The organism is Pseudoalteromonas sp. US3C1013 (genome assembly GCF_048401115.1).
Taxonomy (GTDB): Bacteria; Pseudomonadota; Gammaproteobacteria; order Enterobacterales; family Alteromonadaceae; genus Pseudoalteromonas; species Pseudoalteromonas undina.
On record NZ_CP183075.1, the window covers coordinates 2,762,171 to 2,783,770 of the forward strand.

16 protein-coding genes are annotated in these 21,600 nt (G+C 40.8%); 7 read left to right on the top strand and 9 right to left on the bottom strand.

From position 1 onward, the window contains the following. Nucleotides 1-32: 32 nt before the first annotated feature. The 4 genes from ACNSN2_RS12900 to ACNSN2_RS12915 all read left to right on the top strand — a co-directional run bounded on the left by ACNSN2_RS12900 (nucleotide 33) and on the right by ACNSN2_RS12915 (nucleotide 5,620). Entirely contained in the window at nucleotides 33-851 is an 819-nt protein-coding gene (locus ACNSN2_RS12900; RefSeq protein ID WP_075169883.1) for a class I SAM-dependent methyltransferase, read from the top strand. 14 nt (nucleotides 852-865) lie between these two features. Further along, entirely contained in the window at nucleotides 866-2,149 is a 1,284-nt protein-coding gene (gene purD / locus ACNSN2_RS12905; RefSeq protein WP_418607643.1) for a phosphoribosylamine--glycine ligase, read from the top strand. Nucleotides 2,150-2,242: 93 nt separating this feature from the next. After that, nucleotides 2,243-4,783, top strand: a complete 2,541-nt coding sequence (locus tag ACNSN2_RS12910) for an EAL domain-containing protein (RefSeq protein WP_418607644.1) — start codon at nucleotides 2,243-2,245, stop codon at nucleotides 4,781-4,783. A gap of 21 nt (nucleotides 4,784-4,804) precedes the next feature. Continuing rightward, on the top strand, nucleotides 4,805-5,620 hold the full coding sequence (locus ACNSN2_RS12915; protein WP_054202606.1) for a DUF2797 domain-containing protein: 816 nt from the start codon (nucleotides 4,805-4,807) through the stop codon (nucleotides 5,618-5,620). On the opposite strand, the gene ACNSN2_RS12920 is transcribed toward ACNSN2_RS12915, so the two are convergent. After that, a complete protein-coding gene (locus tag ACNSN2_RS12920) occupies nucleotides 5,593-8,121 on the bottom strand; it encodes an EAL domain-containing protein (RefSeq protein WP_418607646.1) in 2,529 nt (842 codons plus the stop codon). The two genes, ACNSN2_RS12915 and ACNSN2_RS12920, sit on opposite strands and share 28 nt — an antisense overlap. 76 nt (nucleotides 8,122-8,197) lie before the next feature. Between ACNSN2_RS12920 and ACNSN2_RS12925 the strand changes: the two genes are divergently transcribed. Continuing rightward, on the top strand, nucleotides 8,198-8,497 hold the full coding sequence (locus ACNSN2_RS12925; RefSeq protein WP_109874077.1) for a DUF4144 family protein: 300 nt from the start codon (nucleotides 8,198-8,200) through the stop codon (nucleotides 8,495-8,497). On the opposite strand, the gene ACNSN2_RS12930 is transcribed toward ACNSN2_RS12925, so the two are convergent. From ACNSN2_RS12930 to ACNSN2_RS12960, 7 genes are all read right to left on the bottom strand, one after another. Then, nucleotides 8,477-9,400 carry a histone deacetylase family protein gene (locus tag ACNSN2_RS12930; RefSeq protein WP_075169941.1) on the bottom strand — a complete coding sequence of 308 codons (924 nt, stop codon included), beginning with the start codon at nucleotides 9,398-9,400 and terminating at the stop codon, nucleotides 8,477-8,479. The two genes, ACNSN2_RS12925 and ACNSN2_RS12930, sit on opposite strands and share 21 nt — an antisense overlap. Nucleotides 9,401-9,503: 103 nt before the next feature. Beyond that, nucleotides 9,504-11,045 (bottom strand): serine hydrolase, encoded by a 1,542-nt coding sequence (locus ACNSN2_RS12935; RefSeq protein WP_418607649.1) that lies wholly within the window; start codon nucleotides 11,043-11,045, stop codon nucleotides 9,504-9,506. Between the two features lie 27 nt (nucleotides 11,046-11,072). Continuing rightward, complete coding sequence (locus tag ACNSN2_RS12940) at nucleotides 11,073-11,567, bottom strand: gamma-glutamylcyclotransferase family protein (RefSeq protein WP_010391767.1); 495 nt, start codon at nucleotides 11,565-11,567, stop codon at nucleotides 11,073-11,075. Nucleotides 11,568-11,585: 18 nt separating this feature from the next. Further along, the gene (locus ACNSN2_RS12945) at nucleotides 11,586-12,212 is read right to left on the bottom strand and encodes a LysE family translocator (protein WP_418607651.1); all 627 of its coding nucleotides are present in this window, start codon (nucleotides 12,210-12,212) and stop codon (nucleotides 11,586-11,588) included. Between the two features lie 2 nt (nucleotides 12,213-12,214). Further along, nucleotides 12,215-12,997 (bottom strand): hypothetical protein, encoded by a 783-nt coding sequence (locus tag ACNSN2_RS12950; RefSeq protein ID WP_418607653.1) that lies wholly within the window; start codon nucleotides 12,995-12,997, stop codon nucleotides 12,215-12,217. A gap of 3 nt (nucleotides 12,998-13,000) precedes the next feature. Next, entirely contained in the window at nucleotides 13,001-13,471 is a 471-nt protein-coding gene (locus ACNSN2_RS12955) for a CreA family protein (RefSeq protein WP_418607654.1), read from the bottom strand. Between the two features lie 185 nt (nucleotides 13,472-13,656). Next, nucleotides 13,657-16,677, bottom strand: coding sequence for a TonB-dependent receptor domain-containing protein (locus ACNSN2_RS12960; RefSeq protein ID WP_418607656.1), 3,021 nt, complete (start codon nucleotides 16,675-16,677; stop codon nucleotides 13,657-13,659). A gap of 315 nt (nucleotides 16,678-16,992) precedes the next feature. On the opposite strand from ACNSN2_RS12960, the gene ACNSN2_RS12965 reads away from it, so the two are divergent. Together ACNSN2_RS12965 and ACNSN2_RS12970 are read left to right on the top strand one after the other, a co-directional pair. Further along, nucleotides 16,993-19,113, top strand: coding sequence for a winged helix-turn-helix domain-containing protein (locus tag ACNSN2_RS12965; protein ID WP_418607657.1), 2,121 nt, complete (start codon nucleotides 16,993-16,995; stop codon nucleotides 19,111-19,113). 161 nt (nucleotides 19,114-19,274) lie between these two features. Then, a complete protein-coding gene (locus tag ACNSN2_RS12970) occupies nucleotides 19,275-19,604 on the top strand; it encodes a 5-carboxymethyl-2-hydroxymuconate Delta-isomerase (RefSeq protein WP_418607659.1) in 330 nt (109 codons plus the stop codon). Between the two features lie 86 nt (nucleotides 19,605-19,690). Here the strand turns inward: ACNSN2_RS12970 and ACNSN2_RS12975 are convergent, their stop codons facing one another. Next, a complete protein-coding gene (locus ACNSN2_RS12975; protein WP_418607661.1) occupies nucleotides 19,691-21,568 on the bottom strand; it encodes a methyl-accepting chemotaxis protein in 1,878 nt (625 codons plus the stop codon). Nucleotides 21,569-21,600 lie beyond the last annotated feature (32 nt).

Below are 21,600 nucleotides of genomic sequence, written 5' to 3' on the forward strand. Positions count from 1 at the left end.
TGACTAACAATTATAATGTGAAGGATTAGACGATGAAATTTGCACTAAAATCTCTACTGGTTGCCACACTGTCATTAAGCTCAACAATGGCATTGGCACACAACCATGGCCACGACTCAGCATTAACAAATGCAGTTAAAGCAAGCGAGCGCAGCAGTGAACGCGACCAATACCGCAATCCTGTAGAAACCCTCGAGTTTTTTGGCTTTAAACCAACAATGACTGTGGTAGAAATTGCGCCTGGCGGTGGTTGGTATAGTGAAATTTTAGCGCCAGCACTAAAAGAGCAAGGCACCTATTATGCCGCGCATTTTCCTGCTGATTCATCGGTAGGTTACTACCAACGTTCTCTTGCTGGTTTTAAAGCTAAAATCGCTGAAGATGCCCGCTTTAGTGACGTTAAACTTACTGAGTTTGCTCCTTCTACTCATTTAGATATTGCCCCTGCAAGTAGCGCCGATATGGTACTTACTTTTCGTAATGTCCATAATTGGTTCATGAGTAAAGACAAAGACGCAGCAAGCAATGCATTTAAGTCTTTTTATACAGCACTTAAGCCTGGCGGCACTTTAGGCGTAGTTGAACATCGCCTACCCGAAGAGCAAGCCGATGAAATGCAAAAGTCATCAGGTTATATGAAGCAGAGTGTGGTTATTGCACTTGCTGAACAAGCAGGTTTTGAACTTGAAGCAAAAAGCGATATTAATGCAAACCCTCTTGATACAGCCGATCACCCTAAAGGGGTATGGACCCTTCCACCGAGCCTTAGACTTGGCGAGCAAGATGCCGCTAAATATAAAGCCATAGGTGAAAGCGACCGTATGACGCTGAAATTTAAAAAACCGCTTTAAATAGGATATTCGCCATGAATGTATTAGTCATTGGCAGCGGCGGCCGCGAACACGCACTTGCGTTTAAGGCCGCTCAAAATACAAAAGTAAACACTGTTTATGTTGCTCCAGGTAATGCGGGCACAGCCCTTGAGCCAAAACTTGAGAACGTAGCAATTAACGTTGAAGATCTTGATGGGCTACTTAGCTTTGCACAACAAAATAATGTTGAGCTAACCATTGTTGGTCCAGAAGTGCCGCTAGTATTAGGTGTTGTTGATAAGTTTCGTGAACACGGCTTAGCTATTTTTGGCCCAACAGCAGGTGCAGCCCAGCTTGAAGGGTCTAAATCGTTCACTAAAGACTTTTTAGCACGTCATGCTATCCCAACCGCTGATTACCAAACGTTTGAACAAATCGACCCTGCGCTTGCCTATTTAAAAGAGAAAGGCGCACCGATTGTTATAAAAGCCGATGGTTTAGCGGCAGGTAAAGGCGTGATTGTAGCTATGGATGAACGCGATGCAGAAGAAGCCATTCGCGATATGCTTGCGGGTAATGCCTTTGGTGAAGCTGGCAGCCGCGTTGTCATCGAAGAGTTTTTAGAAGGTGAAGAAGCGTCGTTTATCGTAATGGTTGATGGTGAAAACGTACTGCCATTTGCAACTAGCCAAGATCATAAACGTGCTTACAATGGCGATGCTGGCCCAAATACTGGCGGTATGGGCGCTTATTCTCCGGCACCGGTAGTGACTGATGAAATTCATCAACGCATTATGAATGAAGTGATTTACCCTACGGTAGAAGGTATGGCTAGCGAAGGCCACCCGTACACTGGCTTTTTATATGCAGGCTTAATGATAGATGACACCGGCACACCAAAAGTAATTGAATATAACTGTCGTTTTGGCGACCCTGAAACACAACCTATGATGCTACGTTTGCAATCAGATTTAGTTGAGCTGATTGAAGCTGCTAACCGTGTAGAGCTTGATAAAACTACCATTGAGTTTGATTCACGCGCTGCTGTAGGTGTTGTTTTAGCTGCCAAAGGCTACCCAGATAGCTACCCGAAAGGCGATGCGATTAGTGGCCTGAAAGTAACTTACCCTGAAGGCAAAAAAGTTTTTCATGCAGGGACTAAGCAAGATGGCGATAACGTAGTAACTGCCGGTGGTAGAGTATTATGTGCAACGGCACTAGGTAATACCGTTACCGAAGCGCAACAACGTGCCTATAAACTGGTTGATGAAATCAGCTGGGACGGCATGGAATACCGTACAGATATAGCCTATCGTGCAATTGCTCGTGAACAATAATTATTGAGTTTTACTCATTAAACTTTATAAGCGCAGATTATCTGCGCTTTTTACTGCTACACTATAAAAAAACAATCAGGGCACAGGTTAATATTGGAATTTAAAACCTTGCGCTATCATGCGATAGCGGTCGTAATACTTATTTTTATCTTTTTTATTATCAGCACATTGGCAACAAACTTTGTGATGCCATCTCGCTATACCATAGATAAAATAACCCCTGTTTATCTTGATCATGCATATTACATAGACAAGAGTAAAACACAAAACTTCGCAGAAGTAATGAACAATAAAGCGCAGTTTACACAGCAAAAATTTAACGATATTCCTTGGAGTTTTCAACAGCAAAATTATTGGTTACGCCTTGATTTAGAAAACAAAAGCAGTCAACAAGAAGATGTGGTGGCGCATTTTGATAATCCGATGGTGGATCACCTTACTATATATAGGCTCAATAGTAATAACCAGCTACTCGACACTTATAAGCTTGGTGATAAAGAGCCGCGTCTTACTTTATTTAAGTACAGCGTGCCCCATATTCGCTTTAAACTAGATGGTCAGTCTAAACAACAATTAGTCATAAAAATAGATACCGTGGGGATCAGTAAAACCCCAATTCACTTATATCGCCATACCGTATTTGTTGACTTAGTTCGCTCACAAACAGGCATTTGGGGAATTTTTGCTGGCGTACTATTAATGGCCTCGCTATATAACCTATTACTTTATTTTGGTATTAAAGACCGCGTATATTTAGTTTACATTGGCTACATTATTAGCGCTATTGCATTAATGGGCACCGTGCTGGGGTTTGGCTTTTATTTATGGCCGCTTGAATGGCAGTTATTTATTCACGAAAAAGTCATTGTGGTCAACTACACCATTGCGTTTTTTACCCTCGCCTTTTGCACACTGTTTTTACGTTATCATAAAGACGGTTGCTGGCGGTATAAATTAAGCATCGGCTTATTAAGACTGATGCTAGTTCTAGGGACATTGAGTTTTTTCATTCCTGAAAATATAGCCGCACCGATATTTTTTGTGATTTTAGGAGCGCTCTATATTGTCTGCTTCATTTTAATTTACAACAAATTAAGAAGCGGTTTTCGTTGGGCTAAGTTTTACGTATTTTCGTGGGTGCCACTGATCATTGGCGCAGCTATCCAACCTCTAGAGCTCACAGGCGTTATTTCCTATAGTTTTTCAATACGCCATGCTTTTTTAATGGCCATTTTGTGTGAAATTGTCCTAATGGCAATGGCACTTGCTGATCGGATTCGTTATCAGCGTGAGCAAGCGCTATATCATGCAACACATACCCAGCAAACTAAGCTACTTAATAGCGCTAAACTAAAGTATGCCTTTATGGCACTCAAAGCCCAGCGACGCTCTACCACTTTATGCTTGGTGAAAATACGTCATTTTAACTCTCTAAATACCATTATTACGCCCTCGCAAGGGTATGAGCTAATTAAACATGTTGCTCACGAACTTGAATGCCAATTAAGCTTTGAACGAGAGTTTTTCCATCTCAACAGTGGTATTAATCAGCCCGCTAAAATTGCTGATTTAGGCAGTGGCGTATTTGCCTGTATTTCCACTAAAAACCAGAGTCAGCATACGCTCGAAGAATTACTCAAACAGATCTTAAATAAGTTACCAAAAACATATCAAATTAAAGGTCTAGACTTACAACTTAATTACAGTGTTGGCATTAGTGGTTACGGTAAACGTGATGATTTTGAGTTTTGGTTAAAACGAGGCTATTTAGCATTACACGACGCTAAACATAACCTAAGCAAAGTAAGCTCATCACTTGCGCATGATAACCTTACCATGGACGTTGCTCTTGCAGCCAAGCTACAGCAAGCGATAAGAGAGGATCAACTTGCCCTTTATTATCAACCACAAGTGAGCTTAGAGGAGTGCAGTATACACGGCGCGGAAGCCCTACTACGCTGGCCAGATGCTGACTTTAAAAATATTTCGATAGAAAAGCTAATTATACTCGCCGAACACACTGGTATTATTAATGAATTAACAATTTGGGTTATTGAACAAGCCTGTAAAGACATTGCAAAGCTGGCATCCGATGGCATAAGCAATCATAGTATTAGTATTAATTTAAGTGCAAAAAATCTAGCCATTACTAATTTGACCGAAAAAGTAGAGAATATTTTGATTAAGTATCAGGTTGCTCCTCACTTATTAAAGTTTGAACTGACTGAGTCTGCTTTTGTCGAAAATCAAGATGCATTAGTCACCCTAGTTGATGAGCTTGCTACTTTGGGCGTTAAAGTAGTACTAGACGACTTTGGCACTGGTTATTCATCGCTTAGCTACTTGGTTAACTATCACTTTAGCGAACTTAAAGTAGATAAGTCATTCGTGTTTGATTTAACTGATAACCGTGCGCATCAGGTTATTGTGCAAACAGCCATAGATATGGCACATAATCTGGGCCTAACTATCACGATTGAGGGCGTAGAGACTCAAGAGGTTCATCAGCTACTTACAACTATGAACGCCGACCGTACTCAAGGCTACCTGTATGCCAAAGCACTCTCTTATGATAATTATTTAGACTTCTTAAAAAGCCAATACAGCCTAAAAATGTTAAACTCCCCTTTTTAACATCTTTGGGGCCAAGAAAAGATGCAAGGTACACTGCGTAAATTAAAGTCGAGCTTAACAGAGCCGGTTCAATACCACCTACCTATAGGTGATAAACTGGTTGATTTAAATGCCTTAATTGGCAAACAGCTGACCCTTACTTTTAGTGGCACAATTTTGTGCTCTAACTGTGGTAAAAAAACCAAAAAAAGCTATTCTCAAGGGCACTGCTTTGTGTGTATGCGCAAACTTGCCAGTTGCGATATGTGTATCATGAAACCGGAAACCTGCCATTACGACCAAGGCACCTGTCGCGAGCCAGAGTGGGGCGAAGAAAATTGCATGATCCCGCATTATGTTTACCTAGCAAATACCTCAGGATTAAAAGTAGGTATTACTCGCCATACACAAATTCCTACCCGTTGGATTGACCAAGGGGCAACCCAAGCCTTACCTATTTTTAAAGTGCAGACTCGTTTGCAATCGGGCTTAGTTGAAGTAGCGCTGGCACAGTTTATTGCTGATAAAACCAATTGGCGTAATATGCTTAAAGGACAAAACGACACGCTTGATTTAAAAGCAGCAGCCGCCGAACTTATTCCACAAATAAGCGAAAAGCTTACAGAGCTGAGTGAGCTGTTTGGCGCAACCGCCATTGAACAACTTGATGAAGACGTAGTAAACCTTGATTTTCCAGTTAGTGAATACCCAACTAAAATTAGCTCATTTAACTTTGATAAAAACCCTGTTGTTAGCGGTATTTTACAAGGTATAAAAGGTCAGTACTTAATTTTTGATACCGGTGTGATTAATATTCGAAAATTCACCTCTTATGAAGTGAGCGTAGACTCAGAATAACCTTTTGCTGCTTGGTTATAAAATGCTATCCATTGCTGTCGTGTTAATGGATAGCAATAATGGTAACCCTGAATAATATTGCAGCCTATTGTTGCTAAGTGTGTCTCTTGCGAGGCATGCTCAACTCCCTCAGCAACCACATCTAACCCTAAACTTGTCGCCATGGCTATAATAGCCGCTACAATTTGGCTATTGCCGTATTCATCAGGAATTTTAGCAATAAAACTGGCATCAATTTTTAACGTGTTAAAGGGCAGTTTGGTTAAATAGCTTAATGCCGAATACCCCGTGCCAAAATCATCAAGCGCAATATGTACACCTAACGTTTTAAGCTGTTGTAACTGTTCTTTTGCCTGTGAAAAAGAACCTATAAAGCTACTTTCAGTCAGCTCTATTTCAAGTAAACTCCCAGGTAATTGATAGCGAGTAAGCATGGCCTTAATGTTATCAGCTAGCTTACCTTGGCTTAGGTGGCAAGCAGATACATTAATCGCTAAACGTCCGGGATTCATTCCTTGTGCTTGCCAAAGAGTTAACTCCTTACCGGCTTGGTTAATAACCCATAAATCGAGACGAACAACTAAACCTAACTCTTCAGCAAGCGGGATAAACTGCGCTGGCGAAATAGTGCCTAAATCAGGGTCTTGCCAACGCAGTAGTGCTTCAGCCCCCATAATCGCCCCTGTTTTTAAACACTGTTTAGGCTGAAAATAAAGCTCAAACTCATCATTTTCAAGCGCATGTTGAAAGCGGCTCATCATCGCTAAGCGCTCAAGGGAGCGGGCATTCATTGAGGGTTGAAACAACTGAAACGAATTACGCCCCACATCTTTTGAGCGATACATGGCAATATCAGCATGCTTTAATAATGTTTCACTGTCTAAGCCATCATCTGGATAAACCGCTGCACCTATAGAGGCAGTAACACCCACTTCAAATCCTTCCAATTTAAAGGGGGTATTTAAGTGATTTAAAATACCCTCTGCAAGTCTGATAACAGCTGCTACGCTTTCAACCTCACACAAAACAATAAACTCATCTCCCCCTAATCGTGCCAGTGTATCCCCCTCATTGAGGGTGTTAATAATGCGCTCAGAGACTAATTTTAATAAGGTATCACCGGCGTTATGGCCCAAGCTGTCATTTACCTCTTTAAAACGGTCAAGGTCAATAAACATTACTGCTAGCATTTGTTTATCTCTGTGAGCAGAGGCCAGTGCCATAGAGAGCCTATCGTTAAATAAGCGCCGATTAGGTAAACCGGTTAGTTCATCAAAATATGCTAGCTGCACTACTTTTTCTTCTGCACTCTTTCGCTCTGTTATGTCACTAAAAATAGCGGCATAAGTAACATCACTATGACTTGGCTCTTTTATTTCTATAATACTGAGCCACTCAATATAAATATCGCCAGATTTTTTACGGTTATGAATTTCCCCCTGCCATACGCCTGTTTTAGTCAGTGAATCCCACATTTTTATATAAAAGTTTTTATCATGACGTCCTGAACTCAACATATTAGGTCGCTTTCCTATCACCTCATATTCTTTGTAGCCGGTTAAATGAGTAAATGCAGGATTTACTTGCATAATCACCCCATTCGAGTCGGTGATCATGATACCATCTAGGGAGGAGTCGATAATTTTATTGGCTAAAAATAAATTACGCTGTGAGTGCTGCAGTGCAATATCACGCTGCTGAAGTACCTTTTCAAGCTCACAACAATAAGCGGTTTCAATTTCATTAATTAAGTTTTCAAGTGATAATACGCCGTTTATTTGATTATTTTCGCTTACCACTAAATGCCGAATATTACTTTCAGACATCAACCTGTAAGCATCAAAAAGGCTGTCTTGAGGGCTTATTTTATAAAGAGGACGGCTCGCTAAATCCCAACAAACAAGATGGTTATGCTGCTCGGTGATGAGTTTTAGTAAATCACGTTGGGTAATAATGCCATGGACATTTTCATCTTCATTAAAGACTAAAATCACTTTTTCAGCGTATTCGCGCATTAAGTTAACCGCGTCATTAATTGCTAATGAGCTGGGGACTACCCTAATATTTTTATTATATTGCTCGTTTATCGGTCTAAATTGCAGGTAATGCTCTAATCCTTGATTACTCACAATATCAGTAATACTAATCACCCCGCTTGGGTTATCATTCGCATCGGTTACCAGTAAGTGTCTTACGCCATGCTTATTAAACACCATGGCGGTATCGGTTAATAATTGCTGGCTGGGTACACTCAACACCGGGCTCGACATTACCTTTTCAATCATTATTTGTCTAAGTGTCAGATCAGAAAAGTTAAGCGTTAAGCAATCAGTTTCAGTCCACACCCCCACTATTTGCTGCTGATGTTTAACAAAAATAGCGCTAACATTGTGCACACGCATTAGTTTCACCGCTTCAATTAAAGGGGTATCCTTGGTACAGGCGATCACCTTATTGGTAAAAACATCGCATACTTTTTGATAGCGGCTAGTGTGGGGCATTGCTTTTACTTCCAAAATTAAACCAATGCACGATTATAAATTATTCAGTAAATGACAATTTGATTTAGGACAATATATGAGCATCAGCTACCCATTAATTATTATTTATAATAATGAGATTGAGCTATTAGAGCATGCAGATGAGTTACATGATTTTATTTATACTATGGACGTTAATGAGCAGAAAAACGTGGTTATTTTAGATAAGGTAAGTGGCTATCAAGGTTTAAATGGCGATGCGCATAATGCACTCAGTGCAATACAATTAGCGCAATTGGTAAAGGAATATTTAGCAAAAGAAGGACAATGTTGCCTCAGTAAAATAGAGCAGCTTACTCCTGATCAGGCATTTAGGTTACTCGCCGAAATCAACTAAGGCTTTAACGTGTGCAATCGCGCTGCGCCCGAGGGCAGACAGTGAGTATCCTCCCTCTAGGTAAGAGATAATACCTAAGCAACTATGTTGTTGGCTAAATTGCGCTAACTGCTCAGTAAGCCATATATAATCACTTTCGACAAACTTTAAACTGGCCATATCATCTTCAAGGTGCGCATCAAACCCTGCACTTATAAAAAGTAGCTCAGGCTCAAATTCTGTTAATTTTGGTAGCCACTGCTGCTCATAAAGCGCTTTTAAATCAGTACCATCACTAGCAATAGGCAAAGGTGAATTTACCAACGTGGCGTTATTTTTAATGGCGGTATTTGGATAAAATGGATATTGAAATAACGAGCACAGCAACACATTTTCATCATCCATAAAAATATCTTGCGTGCCATTGCCATGGTGTACATCAAAATCGATAATGGCAATGCGTTTCACCCCTTTGCTTTGTGCATATTTAACCGCAATCGCAAGGTTGTTAAACACACAAAAACCAGAAGAGCTATCTCGGTTAGCGTGATGCCCTGGCGGGCGCACTGAGCAAAATGCAGCATCCAATTTACCCTCTAAAACCTCATCAACAGCGAGTAACCCTGCACCTACTGCACGCTCAATTGCTTTCAATGAATCGGGGCATAACCAGGTATCGCCGTCCAAATCGCTAAGCCCTTCGGTTGGGATCATACTTTCTACATGCTTGATGTGTTGTTCACTATGCGCCAATAAATAGTGCTCACGCGAGGCCTTAGGTGCTTGTTTCTGCTCGATAGCGACATCCAGCCCACTTGCAAGTAGACGGTCGTTTATCGCATCCAAACGCTCAGGGCACTCTGGATGATCGTCAATCATTTTATGTTTACGGCAGTGGGGGTGAGAAATAATCGCAGTGCGCATAGCTAACTCCAAAAATAAGTTGCTTAACGAGTATAACAAAGCCACCTGAGGGTGGCTTTGCGACTTTGGTTGATACTAAACGACTATTTAACCAAGGTTCTGGTTATTTAGCTTTTAAGTCAAGATTTCTAAAATCAAAGCTAAAATCGGTCACCTGCGTTGAAACTGCGTTCATTTTCGCTGATTCTACACGGTTATCTGCACTCATAGAAAAACGAATAAAGGCATCTGCCTCTAATAGCTTTTCATCCCATTTAACAATAAAGGTATTACCTGTGTAATGCTCCAACTCACCTTTGAGGCGCTTTGTATGGGTAAAATCAATGCGTAATTTACCATCTAACTCTTCAATTATTACATCGCCATACCAATCATCATGCAAAGTACCGGTGTAATTAATGGTTGGCAATGCCGGCTGGATATCTGCAGGCACTGATGGAGCCGCGTTAGCATAGGCTTTTTCTTTACCTGCAAAGTGCTTTTTAGCTAAATCTTCAACCCAGTCTTTATCTTCAAGCTCTAGTACATCTTCAAGTACTTCATGAGTCACCGCCGATAATGCAGAAAACGCTTGTTGGTTGCTTAATATCACAATTCCCACATTTTTCTCTGGCAAAAGAGTAACCTGCGAGACCATACCTAAAATACCACCACCATGTGCCAGCTTCTTAACGCCGTGGTAATCTTCTATACTCCAGCCCAACCCATAACCTCTAAATTGTTGATGGTACGCTTCATAAGCACTTTTAGATGCCAGTGAGGTAATATGTGGGTGCCACATTTGTGCTTGCTGCTTTTCACTAAATAGCTGCTCGCCATTAGGCATTTTGCCACCAGCAAGTTGAGTACGTAGCCATTGGCTCATATCATTTACGCTTGATGCAATGGCTCCTGCCCCTCTAAAATCTTCAAGGTAATTAACAAAAAAAGGATGCAATTTGCCATCCATTGGGATGTGCCCAATTGCCCAGTTTTTGTTATTTTTAGCGATACGCGAAAAGCCAGCCCGTGAGTTGCTCATATTTAGCGGCTGTAAAATATTTTTTTCAATGTAGTCGTTCCAGCTCATCCCCGATATACGGGCAACAACTTCACCAGCGGTAACAAACATTAGATTGTTGTAAGCATATTGGCTACGAAAACTGCTCGCAGGTTTTAAATATTTCAGCCCCGATAAAATATCGGCTACCGATTTATCAGTACTTGGCCAAATCATTAAATCACCTTGACCAAGCCCTAAACCACTGCGATGGCTTAGCAAATCGCGAATTCGCATTTCACGGGTAACGTATGGGTCATGCAATCTAAATTCGGGTAGGTGATCAATTACGCGATCATCCCAGCTTAATTTGCCTTCATCTACCAGCTTAGCCAGTGCTGCACTGGTAAATGCCTTGGTATTTGAAGCAATGCCAAATAAAGTGTCTTTATTCACCTTGCTATTAGTATTGAGGTTGGCAACACCAAAGCCTTTAGCAAATACTACTTTGTCATTTTCAACAATAGCAACGGCCATTCCGGGTACATCAAAACGTGTCATTGAAGCGTTGATCACCTCTGAAATTTTATCGGTATCAACCGCTGCAGAGCTCGTGAACGCCCAGCCAACAAATAATGCGGCTGTGGCTAATTTTGTTAGTTTCATAGTGTTACCTTAGGTTATTATTTTTGTTTAATCTTGATGAACTGCAAATTCTATGTCGGCGCGCGCTTTATTCGTATCTTGCTTACTAGGATAAGCTAAAATACGTTGACTATAATGCTCTGGCACACCGGCCTCAAGCGCACCACGATATACATGCTGCACGTACCAATCATAAGGTAGCAGTGTGTCGTCATGTGTGTTTGCTATGTAGCAATGCACATTAATGTCATCATCATCTAAAAGGCTCACGGTTAAATCAACACAGTCGTAATTAGGGCCTTCAATTTTATCTAAGATCTCTTTTTCGGCCTCATTAAGCTGATACACCACCCCATATACCACGGCATCGGGTTCGTTGGTGGGCACAATAGTGCATTTACCTGAACCATCAGCAAAGGCCATATTAAAGGTTAACTTATAACCTTTTAAAAGCGCCGTACCCACACGTTTTGCATTAGGCAAACGTGCCAATAAACGATTAGATGACATATTGGAGCCAAACGAAAAATTATATAACGCCATACTATTCCTTAGGGTCTATCAAATAACAACTCGCACAGCCAGTGCGATTAAAATAATGCCAATGCCGCGATCGAACCAATAACCACTTTGTTGAAAAAAGTTTCGCACCCGTGCTTTTGATAACAATAGCGACAAAATAGAAAACCAAGCCCAGGTAGCAAGCGCCATATAAACACCATACCCCACTTGCACTATTACTGGTGTAGTAGGGCTAATCACCAAGGTAAACAAAGACATAAAAAATAGCGTAGCCTTAGGATTTAATGCATTGGTAAAAAAACCACGGCGAAACGCACGCCATGGTGACTCAGGTGCAAGGCTGGGTTTTGCAGTCTGTTCTGATGAGGTGTTTGAAGGTTTAGCAGCGCGTAGCGCCTGCACACCTAAATACGCTAAATAAGCACCCGCTATATATTTAAGTGCCATAAACAGCGAAGGCGATTGAGTTAACACCAACGCGACTCCCAACACACAATAAGCTATGTGTAATAAAATAGCTGCGCCTACACCTGCACTGGTCCACAGCGCATTATGCCTGCCGTACTGTACGCTTTGCTTAAGTACCACAGCAAAATCTGGTCCGGGACTGGCCACTGCAAAAAAGTGAGCAATGGCAATTAATAAAAACTCATCAATATAGATCATGGTTAACTGGCTTGCTCTGGCGAAAAAGCCAACAACAATGGGTTAGCCGATTGATTAACCAACGCTTTTATTTCTTTTTGCGCTTTTTTAAATTGGCCTCTTAAATGCGGCTTTAAATGTTTTTTAGAGTATTTATCTTGCTTAAAGTAACTTACTAAAGCATGCATAAATACAGTATGGGTTTCACTGAGCGTGGCTTCGCGATTGGCATATGGGTTGTAACATGAGCCACAACCCCCCTTAAACTGGTACACGGTATTGCTCATCATCACCCCAAAACCTAAAAAGCACGCTAAAGCATCCGTTGCTTGAGGTAAGAACTCTTTACCACCTGGAGGTAATACGCCTACATGATGAATTAAAATGGTAGCAAGAGTACCTGCAAAGCTAGCTACTAAATCTTGTGGCTGATTAATTTGGTTGGGGTTAAACGACACATTAATTGCATGGCTTGGTGGCACCATTAAATGGCAGTGCTCACCACGTAGATGCTCACTAAATTCAAAATGTGGAAACACCTGAGGTTGTAATTGTTGCGGTGCAACAAGTGTTATAGGCCACTCATCCATACCAGCATAGTGTTTAACACGCGCAAACACTTTACTGGCCATTTCTTCAATGCTTGAAACCGAATCAGGAAAAAACTCGACCGTTGGTAAAATAATTTGGCTATGCTTAGTAAAAAAATTCAGGTCAAAGTTTTCTGCAGCCCAAATAAAGGTATCAACTAGCCACTGTTGTTCTTGTTCTGCCAATAAGGGCTTTGATTTAAATAGGGTTAACATAAACTATTCTTGCCCCTGTGCCCATTGCCATGCTTGTGTATTGTATAAAGGCACCGTAGAAAGCGCGTGATGATGACTGCCCGTAGATTCTTTCGTTGAGTACGATAAATACAATAACGTATGAGTTTTAGCATCATAAATGCGACGAACTTTTAACGACTTAAACAAAATACTCTTAGATGATTTAAACACGACTTCACCGGATTTACTGCGGTCGATAGACTGTAATTGGTCTGGCGTTATTGGCCCGGTTTGACGACAGGCAATCGACATATCTGATGGGTCTGAAAAATCTAAATTCGCCTCAATATGGCTAATATGACAGGTTACACCGGTCACTAGCGGGTCTTGCTGTGAATTAACCACCACATCTTTAGTGGTAAATAGCCCAAGACTTACTGAGGCAACATCATCAGAACACCCTGCAAGCCCTGCTAAGCATACAATTAAACCACCCATTTTGAGATACTTCATAGCAAGTCCTTCGTTCATATTAAAAATTAAGTTACGCCTTATACTAAACGCTTTCACCGCGATAAAACAAATTTTATCCACCAACTCAATACTGTAATGGTTTAAAGGGTATTTCGCAGCAAGATACACAATAAAAAAGGCACGCCCGAGGGAGTGCCTTTGCAAACAAATACAGCTAAAGGTTATTAAAAGCTATATTGTGCACCTAGATAAACATAACGACCGGCACCGCCGCCGTAGCCACTATAAAAGTTACCACGACCACTTGGGTAAAATGCCCCTTTGTCGTCAAATACATTGTTAATACCGCCAAATACACGTAAGTCACTTTTATCAGTCAGTGCCAGAGTGTAAGACGCTGATAAACTATGCTTTAAAAATGAGCCATAATCTTGATACGCAAGTGGCTCTGGGTTTGCAATACAACCGGCATCGCCCGCAGCACAGCGCTCATCGTTTGCAGCAACATACTCAAGGTAGTCTTTCTCATCTTCTTGGCTTGCTTTAAATGCGCCTACGTAATTCGTACGCCAGCGGATACGTAAGTCATCCATTTTCCATACAATCGACATAGCGGCTTTATCTTTTGAACGGCCATAACCTGCATACTGAGAAGTCACACTAGAACCATCTAACCCTTCATAGGTTTGCGAGTTTTCAATAATATGATTGTAATCAAGCTTAAATGACAGGTTACCATAGCTGCCTATGTCATATTTGTAAGTTGCAACTACATCGTAACCGCGCGCTGTTAACTCATCTAAGTTATATTCACGCTGTAGTATTTTTACAATGTTACCTTCGTCGTTACGGGTAATATCGTTACAATATTCGTTATCACTACCCCACGCAGCCTCTGAGTCATAACATTCACGCATGATGTTTTCGTTACTTATTTCATCAATTGCATCAACAATGGCAATGTCGTAGTAATCAACCGCTAAGTTAAAGCCATCTAAAAACTCAGGTGAAACAGTAATACCAAAGGTATAGGTATCGGCTGTTTCTTCTTTTAAGTTTGGATTACCCGTATTTGGTGAATAGTTATTGTCTTCACTTTCAAATTCAAAGTTAGGATCATCAGCTAGCTTTTGTGCCAAGGTTGGCTCTAAACGACAGTTATCGTGTCCTGGGTTTGTTGATGTTGCTGTTAGACCATCACAAATATCATCAAATGAATCAAAATCGCCGCGAGGGGGTGATAATAATTCCGTGATAGTCGGCGCACGCTGTGCACGTGCATAATTGGCACGTAACATGTACCCATCAATTGGTTGCCATAAAAGGCCTAGCTTATAACTGGCGACAGTGCTGATATTATCAATGCTGTAATTTGCTAAACGCAGCGACGTTTCTGCCGACAAGCTTTTAGCAAATGGCGCATCTTTAAGTAGTGGCACTGCAAGTTCAGCAAATGCCTCATACACTTCTACTTCACCGTAAAAAGAAGGCACAACGTTAAACGTAATACCGCCCGCTTTCATATCATCACTGGTATCTAGGCTTTGTGAATCTTTACGGTACTCTGCACCAAATACTGCAGACACATTACCTGCTGGTAATTCGTATAGGTCACCAGTGATATAACCCATTACCGTATATTGCTGAATCTCAGTATCAATAATTGGGTTTGTACGGATCCAGTCAGCCATTTCAGGGGTAATAGACCCTTCACCAAATAGATTAAGCGGGACACATCCTTGCGCTCGCGCTTCGGCGTCTTTACATTGAATAGTGCCATCGGCTAGCTTTTCAGCTTGCAGTGCTTGATTAACACGTACCGTGTTTAACTCGTTACTACGAATTTGATGTTGCTTGAATTGCCCGTATCCAGCAGAGATATCCCAATCCCATGTATCATCAAACATCATGCCTTGCAGGCCTGCCCAAGTACGAATGGTCGTACGGTCGTTATCGGTGCTGATATTACCTACTTCACCAAAGCGGCGATCCCAGTAAATGCGGTCTTTGTATGGGTTGCTGTCAATAATTTCTTGTGGCACGTATGGGTTATCAATAGGAATGTAACCAGGGGCAATATCACCGATAGGATCGCCATTCACTGGGTCGTAGCGAGGTACGTAAGCCCCTTCGTATTCATCTTCAGGTGACTTATCGTTGAACGAGCCACTTTTGCTGTATTGAATTTGGAAGTAACTCATGATGTCGTCTGTTACATCATAATCTACTTTTATTGCGGTCGAAAAGTTATCACTAGGTACATCAAGCATAACGTACTGCTGTGAGTTGATACCGTATATCTCTTCATTGCCTTTCCAGTCATCACGCAGCGTTTGCCCGTCGTACCAAAACTGGGTATCGTTTCGGTTGCTTTCTAAAAATACACCGCCTAAGGTACCATCGCTTTTGCTTGCCCAATCAGCTTGTGTAATACCACTCATACACTGATAGCCATCGGCAGTGTACATTTGATTACACATCAACTCATCATCGTAACTATGCGCGGCTTCTATTTTGGCGCGATCACGGTCGTAAAAAGTCATGCCAAAATCACGATCCCAGTTTGAGCTGACAAATACATAACCACGATCATCAGCAAATGACGTCCCGTAGTTTAAATCAAGCGTAAACTCACGACCGCCACCATCTGTTGTTTCACCGCCACGGGCTTGAAATTCAAAGCCTTCTTTTTTTGACTGGGTAATAATATTCACTACACCGGCTACCGCATCGGCACCATAAGTGGCCGACGCACCACCACTAATAATTTCAACGCGCTCTACCATGCCACTAGGAATGGTATTTAAACTCACATAATTACCACCGTAACTATTTGATACTACACGACGACCATCAATCAATGTAAGCGTTCTGTTAGCGCCTAAGTCGCGAAGCTGCACCGTTGATAAACCGGTCCCCGAAATACTTGATTGGCTGGTTGTATTACCAATACTTTCGCTCAGTGCAGGCATGTTATCGATTAATACATCTGAAAGATTGCCTAAACCTGTATCCTGAATTGACGCTCTATCCATGGTTACCAGCGGGGTTGTTACCGAAAAACTATCACGCTTTAAACGCGAACCCGTTACGGTTATTTTTTCTGGTGCTTCTTGTACCACTTCTTCGCTTGCTTTAGCCGTTGATTGACGAGCAATAGCCTCGTCATTTGCTATTGCATGCCCAGATAAACTGGCTGTTATAGCCAATGCTAAAGCGCATTTTTTTGTTGATATATTACTCACAAACTTCCCTTATTATTTATTATTCCATTAGTACAAATCGTTTTTGATTAACTTTTTAGTTATTAAATTTGTTTTGTACCAATTGGTTTATTTTACTAATAACATGTTGTAAGTAATCGTGAATAAAAGCACAATGAGAGGTGTCTCGTTTATATCCCTATTTTATATCTATTTAATATCTATTTATTTATAATCATACACTTAAGGTTTTCGTGTTAGAATGATGTAAAATCGAATGTTAACCAACTATCGTTTTATTTTGCATTAAACACTGCCTAGTAACGTACTTAATCAAGAGGTTTAAATACACAAACTATGAATACTCAACAGACATTTTCAATTGGAAAATGCCAAATATCGGTGTTTGAAAATAAGCTGTTTTGTGCTGATAAAACCTGTGTATTACAACCTAAATTTATAGAACTACTTGTTTACTTGGTTGAGTGTTATCCAAACGCAGTAACGCGTGAGCAACTAATAGAGAATGTGTGGGGTGGTAATCAATATGTGGGCGAAAAAGCACTCACTAATGCCATATGGCACCTTCGTAAAAGCTTTAAAGAGCTTGACCCCGACAACACCTACATAGAAACACTGCGTAAAACAGGTTATCGCTTAGTGCAAAAACCAATAATGCCAAACGCGCAGAACAGTATTAATACATCCTCTACTCGCCCTAAATATATTTTCGCTGTAGTCATGGCTATCGTGGTCTTGTTATTCGCTGGAGTCTGGGGTTACAACGCTTTTAGCGATGAAAATAAGCCACTTGTGCTATCGCAACAAGCAGAGCGGTTATACGATCATGTTGAAACCATTACCACCAGCCCAGGACGAGAGCTGTTCCCCGCTATATCCAGCGACAGTCATTTTTTAGCATATTCTTGGCGCCGCCCTGGTCATAAAGCAAATTTATACTTACGTGATTTACATTTACCCGAGCAAGCAGCTATAGCTCTTACCGACACCCCATTCATTGAAGGTCGAGCGGTATTTAGCCCCGACTTAACCTTTGTTTATTATTATCGCCGCATATCGGGTCAAGGTTGCGAAGTTATTCAGCAAAATATTGCCTCGGGAAATACCACTATTTTAGGACAATGCGGTAGTAAAACAAGCACAGATATAGACATTAATGCCACAGGCACTAAGCTGGTTTATATAAGTGAAGATGAAAAAAATAATGATTTTACCCAGCTTAACCTTGTCGATTTAACCTCATCGCCATACTCAGTTACTCAAGTCCCTTGTACGTCAGCATGCCAATATACCGATGAGTCGGTTGTGTTTTCACCAGATGCGACACAGCTGGTGGTATCGCGTAATTTACCAACGGGTTTTGAAGAATTATTTTTAATCGATATAAAAACAGGCAATGCAAAGCAGTTAACTACTGGGTTTATTGATATGAGAGGCGTTGATTGGCACCCCTCTAAGGCGCAACTCGTTTTTTCTGGTGTAAAAAAAGGTAAACGCCAAGGGTACTTTTACAACCTTAAAACACAACAAATGATCAATGCCCGCATAGATGGCTTAAGCTACCCAGAATTTGCCAGTGATGGCAGTTTGTATTTTCATCAGTGGAATATAGACTCGGCTTTAATGCGTTTAGAGGTTAATAATGCGGTTGTAAGCTCTCCTTTCCCAGTATTATCGAGCCATTTTAGTACCCGCTTTCCTAATTACAATAAAACCAGAAACAAACTCGCGTTTGTCTCTAACGAATCGGGCTCAATGGAATTATGGACTGCAAAGCAAGACGGTACCTCACGAAAACAGCTTACTAATCTCAGTGCAAATATTTACAATCCAGTGTGGTCACCTGATGGTAATTACATTGCCTTTGTCGCTTCTCATCTTGGTGAGCATGCGCTATACCTTTATGACTTTAACACCCAATCAAGTCAGTCATTACCCACAGGCTTTAGTTACCATGGAAAACCGAGTTGGGCTGCAGATAGTAAAAGCCTATTGGTAGCGAATGATCAACACGTTTATCGCTTCGACTTAAAGGGTAATAAACTCGCAAAGGCCATAGATTCACCAACACTATACGCTTATGAAAACAAGCAAGGCGCTTTAATTTTTGCCAACCAAGCAACTAATCAACTATGGATAAAAGACCCAAATAGCCAAACGGAACAACCACTGGTTAGCGAAATTAATTTATCGAATCATAATTCGTGGTATTTTTTTGAAGGCGACACCTTAGCGCAATCGCGTATTTACTATTTTAATGTAAAACAAGGTGATTACCGTTTGAGTTATTACGACTTCTCAACCAACAGCCATCATGACGTAATACGCCTTCCCGAACGCGCATTTAGTCGCACCTCTGGCTTAACCTATATTACAAATACCAACTGGCTTGTGTACTCTTCGTATAAGTCACCACAAATTGACATAAAACGTATAAACCAAAAATATTTGCCGTAATAAACCTAAACTAAACCCGCTACAGGTCTTGTAATTGCTTAAATGAGTTTATTGCTAAAAATATGTTCAAGCCACATTTTTAAAAATTAAGCGTTATGGGGTTAGCGTGTACAAACCCGTTTGGTATAATTAAATAAACCAATCTAAAGAGGATACGTTAAATGCCACACATTATTATTGAACACTCAGAAGATCTGCCTTTACTACCTCAAGTTCTTGTGGAAAAAATCCATACAACAACGTTTGAAAGTGGCTTATTTGATTTAGAAACAATAAAGACTCGCGCTATTGCTTATCAGCATTATCAGTTAGGTGTGGGTAAAGAAGGGTTTATTCATATTGCGGTGCATATTATGGCTGGGCGTTCCATTGAGCAAAAGCAACTACTAAGTGAGCAATTACTAGCCTGCTTGCAAACGTATTGCAGAGTCTCTGACAGTTTAAGCGTAAATATTTACGAAATGGATCACGAGATTTACCGTAAAAACTAACCGCCATTACAGCATCATATTTATAGGCGAGAGCTCTATAACTATGATGGTTTCCTCGCTCAACTGATTTTTTAATTAAATCGTGTTTAAAGCGTAAACTTACCCAGTAAATCCCTTAAAATATTCGACTCTTTATTTAAACCGTTACAAAGCTGCTCTGACTTTTTCATATTCTCTTTGGTTTGCTCTGCCGAATCGGAAATCATCACAATATTTTGGCTAATTTCTGAGGTTGCTAGTGTTTGCTCTCGCGTTGCAGTAGCCACTGAGTTGTTTAACTCGCTTAGTAGTACAATTTCCTGTGAAATACCATTTAATGTATGGCCGGTTTCTTTTAAGCGCTCGGCATTTTCTAGGGTGTTTTTGCTGCCCAATTCAATCGCTGTTACCGTGCTTGACGCTTTAGCATTTAACGAATCAATCATCTCATTAATTTGCTCCGTAGACTCCGCGGTACGTTGCGCAAGCGTTCTTACTTCGTCAGCAACTACAGCAAAGCCACGGCCCTGCTCACCCGCTCTAGCAGCCTCAATAGCCGCATTTAACGCCAATAAGTTAGTTTGCTCGGAAATCCCTTTAATTACATCTAATACATGAGAAATTGATTTAATCTCTGTCGAAAGCTCTAACACCGAGGCCACAGAATTGGCCATTGACGCTTCCAGTTGTTCCATTTGTTTAATCGTGCTTTGCACAAACTCAACCCCTTTGTGCGTCGTTTCTTCGGTTTTAGTAGCAATATCTGCTGCATTACTGGCACTACCAGAAATATCCTGAACCGTAACCTCCATCTCATTAACGGCTGCCGCCACCGTTTGCGTACTCGATGATTGCACTTCAGCTAAATTTGCCGCACCTTGCACTTGCTCAAGCACATCTTGGGAAATACCTTTAACATGAATTGCCGTCTCAGAAACCTGTTTGAACATATAATGTAACTGCTCTAAAAACAGATTAAACTTAACCGCTAAGTCTGAAATTTCATTATTATCATCAGTAGGGAGTCGTGCTGTTAAATCGCCATCTTTTTCTGTTAACGCATTCACTGCTGCAGTAATGTTTTCAATGGGTCTAAATATTTGCCCTACTAACACGCGTGCTAACGCTAAACCTACAAGCGCAATAATTACACCAAAAATGATATTAGTATTAATAGCACTATTAATTGGGCCATATAATTGCTCTTGGGGGATTTCAGCAACTAGATGCCAACCTAATGAGTTTACAGGCGTACTTGATACAACATAGTCATCACCATCAATTACTTTACTTTGAATTGCCCCATTTTTAATCGGCGCCAAGTCAACAGATTGCCCTATTTTAGTTTTATTACCATGCAACATAATCTCGCCACTACCAGAGACCAAATAAACAATGCCGCCCTCACCTATCCTATATTCACTTATGAGATCCACCATAGAATCGAGCGAACGGCCTATTCCGGCAATTCCTTGTCTTTGCCCATCAAGCTCAATGGCATAATTAATAAATACCATCACCTCAGAGCTACCTTTATCTATGTCGAGTGCTACTTCAAATGGTCTATCCGATGCTAAAAAAGCATCAAACCAAGTATCACTACTGTCTATTTGCCTAGAAATACCTTCATCGGTGTAATAATTGCGGGAGTTTTTAGAAATAATGTATGCGTTACTGGCTTGGTTTTTATTTTTTATATGTTTGAGGTAATCAATGAATTTACCTCGGCTTTGCGCATCTTCATTATTATTCATCCATTGCTGCACAAATAAGTTTTGCGCTATTTCTTTGCCAACAATAATAGGAGTCGATAACTCTAATTCGATTTGGCTTTTCACTTCACTAAGCGCTGTTGGTAAATCTACTTTGGCTAGTTTGTCTTCTGTATTTGAGCGAATACTATTTGAAAATATTAGAGTAGATATTGCTAAAGGAGCAACAACAGCCAGAATAAGGCTGAGGTATACTTTTCGTTTTAATAACATAGAGCACCTAAGGGGTAACTAAGCAGTATTTT

Excerpts from the sequence above, each read along its gene's own strand:
- ACNSN2_RS12900 (WP_075169883.1), top strand. The coding sequence starts at position 33 with ATGAAATTTGCACTAAAATCTCTACTGGTTGCCACACTGTCATTAAGC.
- purD (WP_418607643.1), top strand. The coding sequence starts at position 866 with ATGAATGTATTAGTCATTGGCAGCGGCGGCCGCGAACACGCACTTGCG.
- ACNSN2_RS12915 (WP_054202606.1), top strand. The coding sequence starts at position 4,805 with ATGCAAGGTACACTGCGTAAATTAAAGTCGAGCTTAACAGAGCCGGTT.
- ACNSN2_RS12920 (WP_418607646.1), bottom strand. The coding sequence starts at position 8,121 with ATGCCCCACACTAGCCGCTATCAAAAAGTATGCGATGTTTTTACCAAT.
- ACNSN2_RS12925 (WP_109874077.1), top strand. The coding sequence starts at position 8,198 with ATGAGCATCAGCTACCCATTAATTATTATTTATAATAATGAGATTGAG.
- ACNSN2_RS12930 (WP_075169941.1), bottom strand. The coding sequence starts at position 9,400 with ATGCGCACTGCGATTATTTCTCACCCCCACTGCCGTAAACATAAAATG.
- ACNSN2_RS12935 (WP_418607649.1), bottom strand. The coding sequence starts at position 11,045 with ATGAAACTAACAAAATTAGCCACAGCCGCATTATTTGTTGGCTGGGCG.
- ACNSN2_RS12940 (WP_010391767.1), bottom strand. The coding sequence starts at position 11,567 with ATGGCGTTATATAATTTTTCGTTTGGCTCCAATATGTCATCTAATCGT.
- ACNSN2_RS12945 (WP_418607651.1), bottom strand. The coding sequence starts at position 12,212 with ATGATCTATATTGATGAGTTTTTATTAATTGCCATTGCTCACTTTTTT.
- ACNSN2_RS12950 (WP_418607653.1), bottom strand. The coding sequence starts at position 12,997 with ATGTTAACCCTATTTAAATCAAAGCCCTTATTGGCAGAACAAGAACAA.
- ACNSN2_RS12955 (WP_418607654.1), bottom strand. The coding sequence starts at position 13,471 with ATGAAGTATCTCAAAATGGGTGGTTTAATTGTATGCTTAGCAGGGCTT.
- ACNSN2_RS12965 (WP_418607657.1), top strand. The coding sequence starts at position 16,993 with ATGAATACTCAACAGACATTTTCAATTGGAAAATGCCAAATATCGGTG.
- ACNSN2_RS12970 (WP_418607659.1), top strand. The coding sequence starts at position 19,275 with ATGCCACACATTATTATTGAACACTCAGAAGATCTGCCTTTACTACCT.
- ACNSN2_RS12975 (WP_418607661.1), bottom strand. The coding sequence starts at position 21,568 with ATGTTATTAAAACGAAAAGTATACCTCAGCCTTATTCTGGCTGTTGTT.